The sequence below is a fragment of the Mesorhizobium sp. M7A.F.Ca.CA.001.08.2.1 genome (assembly GCF_003998455.1).
Taxonomy (GTDB): Bacteria; Pseudomonadota; Alphaproteobacteria; order Rhizobiales; family Rhizobiaceae; genus Mesorhizobium; species Mesorhizobium ciceri.
In genome coordinates this window covers 1-7351 of the sequence record NZ_RZPW01000283.1, presented here as the reverse complement: position 1 = coordinate 7351, position 7351 = coordinate 1, and the positions used below count along the sequence as shown (strand labels likewise).

Sequence of the window (7351 nt, the reverse complement as noted above, 5' to 3'; positions counted from 1 at the left end):
CACAAGACCCGGACACGTTGGATCTTGCCGTGGCGCGACCCCTCGGAGAGGCTGACGTCATCGGTGGCGCGCCAGATCGCTTCGAACGCCTCCGAGAGGCTGCGCGCATAGTAGGAGCCCCTTATGGTTGGCGTTATCTGGCGAAAACCGCGTTCGAACAGGTCCTGGCCAAGATTTCGTTCAAGCGCGCGGATGTGCCGGCTGACAGCCGAGGGTGTCAGATGCAGTTCTTCCGCCGCGTCCTTGACGCTGCCAAGGCGAGCGGCGGCCTCGAAAGCGCGCATGCCATTGAGTGAGGGAAGGGCCATTGGCCGATCATGAATTGCCAGTTGAGTTTTTGTCAATCGACATGGGCAGAATTCGCGTTTGATCGCCTGCCCTGTTAGGGGATACCCAGAAGACAAGAGCAATTAAGTCGTCTCAAGAAAGCGACTATTTGGGGACCGGCATTATACCACGAACGGCGGAGACCGGCTTGACCAGTCTCCACCGGGGTGAGCGAAGCGTTGCTCGCGACCCGGCTGGTATTGCCGCAATCGGAGAGAGCGCCAGCCTATGCCTCAATCGCCAGCGCCGGTTTTCGAGGCCGCGGACGAGATTTCCTCGGAAGCCTCCGTCGTCGTGATCTTGCAAACTGCCCAAACAGGCTTCGGCCCGCGGGCGTCCACCCTGGATGCCGAGATGGGCGGGATTCTCTCGCGCGCCTGCTCCGACCCGGCCGCCTTGATCGAATCCGGCACCTGCATCGATCTTATTGCCCCGCAGTCCGTATCGACCAAGCGCGTGGTCGTCCTGGCCCTGGGCAAAGCTGAAGCCGTAACCACCCTGTCACTGGCGCGCGCCGGCGGTCTGCTTGCCGCGCATCTCGAGGGCAAGGGGGAATGCGCGCCCACCCTGGTCCTGGACCCGATCGCCGGCGTTGACCTGCCCGGCGCCGAAATCCTGGCGCGTGTCGCGCTTGGCATGCGGCTACGCCGCTATCGTTTCGATATGCGCAACCGGCGGCAAGGGGCGGGAGCGGATAGAACCTTGCGGGTGAAACTGGTAGGGGCTCGCGGCCCGGATCTGACAGCGGCGCTGGCGCGGATCAATGCCATCGCCGACGGCGTCGAATATGCACGCACCCTGGTCAACCTGCCGCCGAACCACCTCCATCCCGACAATTTCCACGATCATCTTGAGCCCCTGCGTGAAGCCGGCATCGACATCGAAATGCTTGATGCCGCGCAACTGAAGGAGCTCGGCATGAACGCGCTTCTTGCTGTCGGATCGGGCTCGGCACGCCCGCCGCGGGTCGCTGTCCTGCGCTACCGGGGCAAGGGTGCTCCCGCCCAACCACTCGCTTTCGTCGGCAAGGGCGTCTGCTTCGATTCGGGCGGCCTCTGCATCAAGGGCGGAGCGCAGATGTTCGACATGAAAGCCGACATGGGCGGAGCGGCCGCTGTGGTCGGCCTGCTGATCGCGCTCGCCCGGCAAGGCAGCCCGGTACACGTTGTCGGTGTTCTCGGCATTGCGGAGAACATGCCATCCGGCACGGCGCTCAAACCGCGCGACATCATCACGACGGCGTCCGGACAGACAGTGGAAGTGTTCGACACGGATGCGGAGGGACGCCTGCTTCTGGCCGACTGCCTCCACTATGCAGCCACGCGCTTCAACCCTTTAGTGATCGTCGATCTGGCAACGCTGACCTATTCGGTGACGCGTGGGTTGGGGTCGATATTCGCCGGCCTGTTCAGCACCGACGATGCCATCGCGTCACAGATGATCGCGGCCGGAGAAACGGTCGGCGAGCGGTTCTGGCGGCTGCCGCTCGATCGGGCCTACGACGAGGGCCTGCAATCGCCGTTCGCGGACCTGCGGCATCATGCCAAGGATATGGAAGATGGCGATGCTCCCTATGCCGCAGCCTTCCTGCGCCATTTCACGGAAGATCGCCCCTGGGTGCATCTCGACATCGCCAGCAAGGAACTGACCGACACCGATCGGCCGCTCGGCAGGCAAGGTGCCACGGCATTTGGCGTGCAGATGCTGGAAGAGTGGGTGCAGGTCACCCGTAACATGAGTTAGGGCGCCTGCCGCCGCGGACGATAAAAGTACCTTCAATCGCACTGGGAATTGGGATGTCATCTGAGATCATCGGCACGGAAGGACGGGCCGCTTTCGGCGCCTACGAGACCTGGTATCGGGTCAGTGGCGAACTCGGCGGCGAAAAGGCGCCTGTGGTGATCCTGCATGGCGGCCCGGGCGTCGCCCACAATTATGTCGATGCCTACAAGCTTCTTGCGCGAAGGGATCGCGCCGTCATCCACTACGACCAGTTGGGCTGCGGCAATTCCACCTTGCTGCCTGAGAAAGGTGCCGATTTCTGGACACCTGGGCTGTTCATCGACGAGCTTGAAAACCTCGTCGACCACCTCGGCATTCGGAGAGGCTTCCACGTGCTCGGCCAGAGCTGGGGCGGTATGCTGGGCGCCGAATATGCCGTGACGCGGCCGCAAGGCCTGAAATCGCTGACCATAGCCAACTCACCGGCTTCCATGAAACTGTGGGTCGAAGAGGCCAACCGGTTGCGTGCGGATCTGCCCGCGGATGTGCAGGAGACCCTGACCCGGCACGAACAGGCCGGCACGACGGACGATGCGGCTTACCAGGCTGCGACGATGGTGTTCTACGAGCGGCATGTCTGCCGGGTCGTGCCTTTCCCGCCCGAAGTCACGGAAAGTTTCGCCCAGGTCGTGCGCAATCCGACCGTCTATAATCTGATGAATGGGCCAAACGAGTTCCATGTCATCGGAACGCTGAGGAACTGGAGCATCGTCGAGCGCCTGCCGGCCATCGATGTTCCCACACTGATCATCTCCGGACGTCACGACGAGGCCACGCCCGCGACCGTGCAGCCCTATAAGGACGGCATCAAGGGGTCTCGCTGGGAGATATTCGAGCATTCCAGCCACATGCCGCATGTCGAAGAGCAAGATGCGTGCATGCGGGTGGTGGGAGACTTCCTGGACCACAACGATAACTGAAAAAAGGGGAATCAAGACATGAAGAAACTGCTTCTGGCGGCAACAGCCGCGGCATTGCTGGCCGGTACATGGCTGGCCCCGGCACAGGCCGAATATCTCAAGGAGCACCGAGGCGGCACCATCCGCCTGCTGGCCCGCTCCGCGGCCGGAACGCTCGATCCGCACATCAATTACACGGACCAGGGCTGGCAGATGTACCAGCCGATCTATGACGGCCTGGTGGCCTTCCGCAAGGCCGAGGGCATGGACGGCTTCACCATCGTCCCCGATCTGGCCGAGGCCCTGCCGCAGGTCAGCAATGACGGCAAGACCTTCACCTTCAAGCTGCGCAAGGGCATCAAGTTCTCCAGCGGCCAGGATCTTGGCGTGAAGGACGTCGTCGCTTCTTTCCAGCGCATCTTCAAGGTTTCCGGACCCACCTCCGGCACGTTCTATGCCGGCATCGTCGGGGCCGACAAATGCCTGGCTGACACCAAGAGCTGCACGCTGGAAGGCGGCGTTGTCGGCGACGAAGCGGCCGGCACCATCACCATCAACATCACCAAGCCGGATGCCGAGCTGCTCTACAAGCTTGCCTTGCCGCATGCCGTGGTCCTGCCGGCGGACACGCCCGCTGAAGACATGGGTTCCAAGCCCATTCCCAGCACCGGCGCGTACATGATCTCCGCCTTCGACCCGAACAAGGGCATGACGGTTTCCCGCAACCCCAATTTCAAGCAGTGGAGCGAAGAAGCCCAGCCGGACGGCTATCCGGATGTCGTCCAATATGATTTCGGCCTGTCCGAAGAGGCAGCCGTCACCGCGATCCAGAACGGCGAAGCGGACTGGATGTTCGACGCTCTGCCCAGCGATCGCCTGGGCGAACTGGGTAGCAAGTCCATGGACCAGCTGCACATCTCGCCGCTTTCGGCTTGGTGGTACGCGCCGCTGAACAACCGTCTCGCACCCTTCGACAATGAAAAAGCCCGTCAGGCCGTTGCCTATGCGATCGATCGCAACACGCTGGTCAAGCTGTTCGGCGGCAAGGTGCTGGCTTCGCCGGTCTGCCAGGTCCTGCCTCCGGACTTCCCCGGCCATGAAGACTATTGCCCCTTCACCAAGAATCCGGGCGCCAAATGGTCGGCCCCCGACCTCGACAAGGCAAAGCAGCTCGTTGAGGACTCCGGCACCAAGGGCCAGAAGGTGACCATCATCGTCGAGGACACCGCCATTTCGCGCTCCATCGGCGTCTATCTGCAGAGCGTGCTGACCAGCATCGGCTATGTCGCCGACGTCAAGCCGATCTCGTCGAACATCCAGTTCACCTACATCCAGAACACCAACAACAAGGTGCAGATGTCCGTCACCCAGTGGTACAAGGACTATCCGGCGGCTTCGGACTTCCTGAACATCCTGTTCAGCTGCGCCTCTTTCCGCGAAGGTTCGGACGCCTCGATCAACATCGCCGGCTTCTGCGACAAGGAAATCGACGCCAAGATGCAAAAGGCATTGGACCTCGGCGTCACCGATCAGAAAGCCGCCGATAAAATGTGGGCTGAAATCGACAGGCAAGTCACCGACAAGGCACCTGCGGTCGGCCTCTTCACGCCGAAGCGGCTTGACTTCGTCAGCAAACGTCTTGGCAATTTCAAGTTCAACCGGCAGTTCAACTGGATGATCACCCAATCCTGGGTACAGTAATGGCCTGGGTGCAGTAACGAACCGCGGAGGGGCACGTCCGTGTCGAACGTAGCTGTCGCCGCGCCGCGCAAGACGCGAGGGCCCTGGGCCGTCGCGTTTGCGAAGCTGGCAAGGGACAGGGCTGCCATGGCGTCGCTGGCCGTGTTCCTCCTCATCGTCCTTGCCTGCCTCAGTGCGCCTCTTTATGCGAAATGGGCCGGCGTGGACCCCTTCGCCTCGACGCTCGACGCCGTCATCCAGATCGACGGCGTCGACGTTCCGGTGATGGAACAGTCGACTGAGGGGCTCGGGCTTGGCTACACACCGCTCGGCCCGACCTGGCGGCTGGGCAATTACTTCCTCGGCGCCGACAGCCAGGGGCGCGATGTCATGGCCAGGATGCTCTATGGCGGGCTGAGCTCGTTGCTGATCTCCGGAGCAGCCACCATCTTCACCCTGATCCTGGGCACGGCGGCGGGATTGATCGCCGGCTATTTCGGCGGCGTCACCGACACGGTGCTGTCGCGCTTCCTCGACATACTGTGGGCGTTCCCCATTTATCTGCTGGCGATTTCGCTCTCCATCGTCACCATCGCGCATGGCATCACGATAGGACCGATCCAGATCGAGTCCGGCAGTCTGTGGCTGCCTGTCATCATCATCGGTATCGTCTACGTGCCCTATGTGGCTCGTCCGATACGCGGGCAGGTTCTGGCACTGCGCAAAAGCGAATTCGTGCTCGCCGCGATCAATCTGGGCGTGCCGGGATGGCGCATCCTGTGGCGCGACATCCTGCCCAACGTCACCACGACGCTGATCGTCTTCGTGCCGCTGATGATGGCGCTGAACATGCTCACGGAATCAGCCCTTTCCTTCCTTTCGATCGGCGTGCAGCCGCCGGCCGCGAGCTGGGGCACCATTATCCAGGACGGACAGGCGCTGCTCTACACCAGGCCACTGGTGGCGCTGGTGCCGGGCCTGGCGATCGCGGTTTCCGTCATGGCGCTCAATGTCTTCGGCGACGGTCTGCGCGACGCGCTCGACCCGCGCTCCAAGGTTCGGCTGGGGCGCGACTGATGATCTACGCAATCCTGCGCCGGTTCGGCCAGATGCTGTTCGTGATGTTCGGCATCTCGGTCATCGTCTTCCTGATTTTCTTCGCAACGCCGGGCTCCGATCCGGCGGCGCGCATCGCCGGCCGCAATGCATCGCCCGAAGTGCTGGAGGCGGTACGCCACAGCTTCGGCTTCGACCGGCCGCTCTACGTGCAATATGTGACGATGATGGAGAAGATCTTCGTCACCGGCGATCTGACCTCCTTCGTCAATCGTGGCTGGAAGGTGGTGCCGGCGGTCATGGATTCGATCCCGGTCACGCTCTCGCTGGTGTTCGGAGCGGCGATCCTGTGGGTGGTCGTCTCCATCATCATCGGCATCGCCGCCGCCGCCACGCGCGGCAGCTGGCTGGATAAGCTGCTGATGGCGCTAGGGCTGCTCGGTATTTCGATGCCGGTGTACTGGCTGGGCGAGGTGATGAACCTGATCACCCAGAGCCGCTACCACGACAGCTGGGCGTTCTCCTGGGTGCCGCCGCTCGGCTACAAGAACTTCTCCGACGATCCAAAAGGCTGGTTCCTGACCCTGGTCATTCCGTGGATCACGCTGTCCATTCTCTACATCGGCATTTATGGGCGCGTGCTGCGCGCGGCGATCATCGAATCCCTGCAGGAGGACTATATCCGTACGGCCCGGGCCAAGGGCCTGTCGGAGACCCGCATCCTGCTGCGCCATGCCTTGCGCACGTCACTCATCGCCTTCGTCACCCTGTTCGGCCTGGATTTCGGTGCGCTGGTCGGAGGCTCGGCCCTGCTCACGGAGGTGGTGTTCGGGCTGCACGGCATCGGCAAGCTTACTTATGACGCGCTGCAGAATCTCGATCTGCCGATGATCATGGCAACGGTGATGTACGCTTCGATGTTCGTGGTTGTTGCCAATGCGGTCGTCGATTTCGTCTACATCCTTCTCGATCCGCGCCTGAGGACATCATGATACTGTCGGTGCGCGACCTCAAAGTATCCTTCCGCACAAATGATGGCCTGGTGCGGGCCATCGATGGCGTTTCCTTCGACCTCGAGGAGAGCGAGATCCTCGGCGTCGTCGGTGAGTCCGGTTCCGGCAAGACCGTGTCGCTGCTGGCCGTCATGGGTCTGATCACCGACCCCAACGCCACCATCGAAGGCTCGATCCGTTACAAAGGCCGCGAACTGGTGGGACTGCCCGCGCGCGAACTGAGGCGGCTGCGCGGCAACGAGATCGCGATGATCTTCCAGGATCCGATGACCGCGTTGACGCCTGTCTACACGATCGGCTGGCAGATCGCCGAACAGATCCGCGCGCATCGCAACATCAGCAAGTCCAAGGCGATGGAGCGCGTGGAGGAATTGCTGGCCGAGGTGAATTTTCCGAACCCGCACGAGGCGATGTCGCGCTACCCGCACCAACTGTCCGGAGGCATGCGTCAACGGGCGGTGATCGCAATGGCTTTGTCCTGCAATCCGGCGTTGCTGGTGGCTGACGAACCGACCACGGCGCTCGACGTCACCGTACAGGCCGGCATTCTCGATCTGGTGCGCAAGCTGCGCGCGACGCACAAGTCGGCGGTGG

7 protein-coding genes are annotated in these 7351 nt (G+C 62.3%); 6 read left to right on the top strand and 1 reads right to left on the bottom strand.

Going from position 1 to position 7351, the window contains the following annotated elements; genetic code table 11:
* The coding region (locus EN914_RS17855; protein ID WP_127389183.1) for a LysR family transcriptional regulator at positions 1–308 on the bottom strand (308 nt) is incomplete at its 3' end.
* A gap of 247 nt (positions 309–555) precedes the next feature.
* Between EN914_RS17855 and EN914_RS17850 the strand changes: the two genes are divergently transcribed.
* The 6 genes from EN914_RS17850 to EN914_RS17825 form a co-directional block, all read left to right on the top strand.
* Positions 556–2070: a leucyl aminopeptidase gene (locus EN914_RS17850; protein WP_024503327.1), complete on the top strand. Its 1515-nt coding sequence runs from the start codon at positions 556–558 to the stop codon at positions 2068–2070.
* Between the two features lie 53 nt (positions 2071–2123).
* Entirely contained in the window at positions 2124–3029 is a 906-nt protein-coding gene (locus EN914_RS17845) for a proline iminopeptidase-family hydrolase (RefSeq protein WP_024503326.1), read from the top strand.
* An 18-nt stretch (positions 3030–3047) separates the two neighbouring features.
* Entirely contained in the window at positions 3048–4709 is a 1662-nt protein-coding gene (locus EN914_RS17840) for an ABC transporter substrate-binding protein (RefSeq protein WP_024503325.1), read from the top strand.
* 39 nt (positions 4710–4748) lie between these two features.
* Complete coding sequence (locus EN914_RS17835; RefSeq protein WP_013531726.1) at positions 4749–5765, top strand: ABC transporter permease; 1017 nt, start codon at positions 4749–4751, stop codon at positions 5763–5765.
* Positions 5765–6736 (top strand): ABC transporter permease, encoded by a 972-nt coding sequence (locus tag EN914_RS17830; protein WP_013531725.1) that lies wholly within the window; start codon positions 5765–5767, stop codon positions 6734–6736. Before EN914_RS17835 ends, EN914_RS17830 begins: the two co-directional genes overlap by 1 nt.
* On the top strand, positions 6733–7351 hold a 619-nt coding region (locus tag EN914_RS17825; protein WP_164778777.1), incomplete at its 3' end, for an ABC transporter ATP-binding protein. The genes EN914_RS17830 and EN914_RS17825, both read left to right, overlap by 4 nt.

Excerpts from the sequence above, each read along its gene's own strand:
- EN914_RS17850 (WP_024503327.1), top strand. The coding sequence starts at position 556 with ATGCCTCAATCGCCAGCGCCGGTTTTCGAGGCCGCGGACGAGATTTCC.
- EN914_RS17845 (WP_024503326.1), top strand. The coding sequence starts at position 2,124 with ATGTCATCTGAGATCATCGGCACGGAAGGACGGGCCGCTTTCGGCGCC.
- EN914_RS17840 (WP_024503325.1), top strand. The coding sequence starts at position 3,048 with ATGAAGAAACTGCTTCTGGCGGCAACAGCCGCGGCATTGCTGGCCGGT.
- EN914_RS17830 (WP_013531725.1), top strand. The coding sequence starts at position 5,765 with ATGATCTACGCAATCCTGCGCCGGTTCGGCCAGATGCTGTTCGTGATG.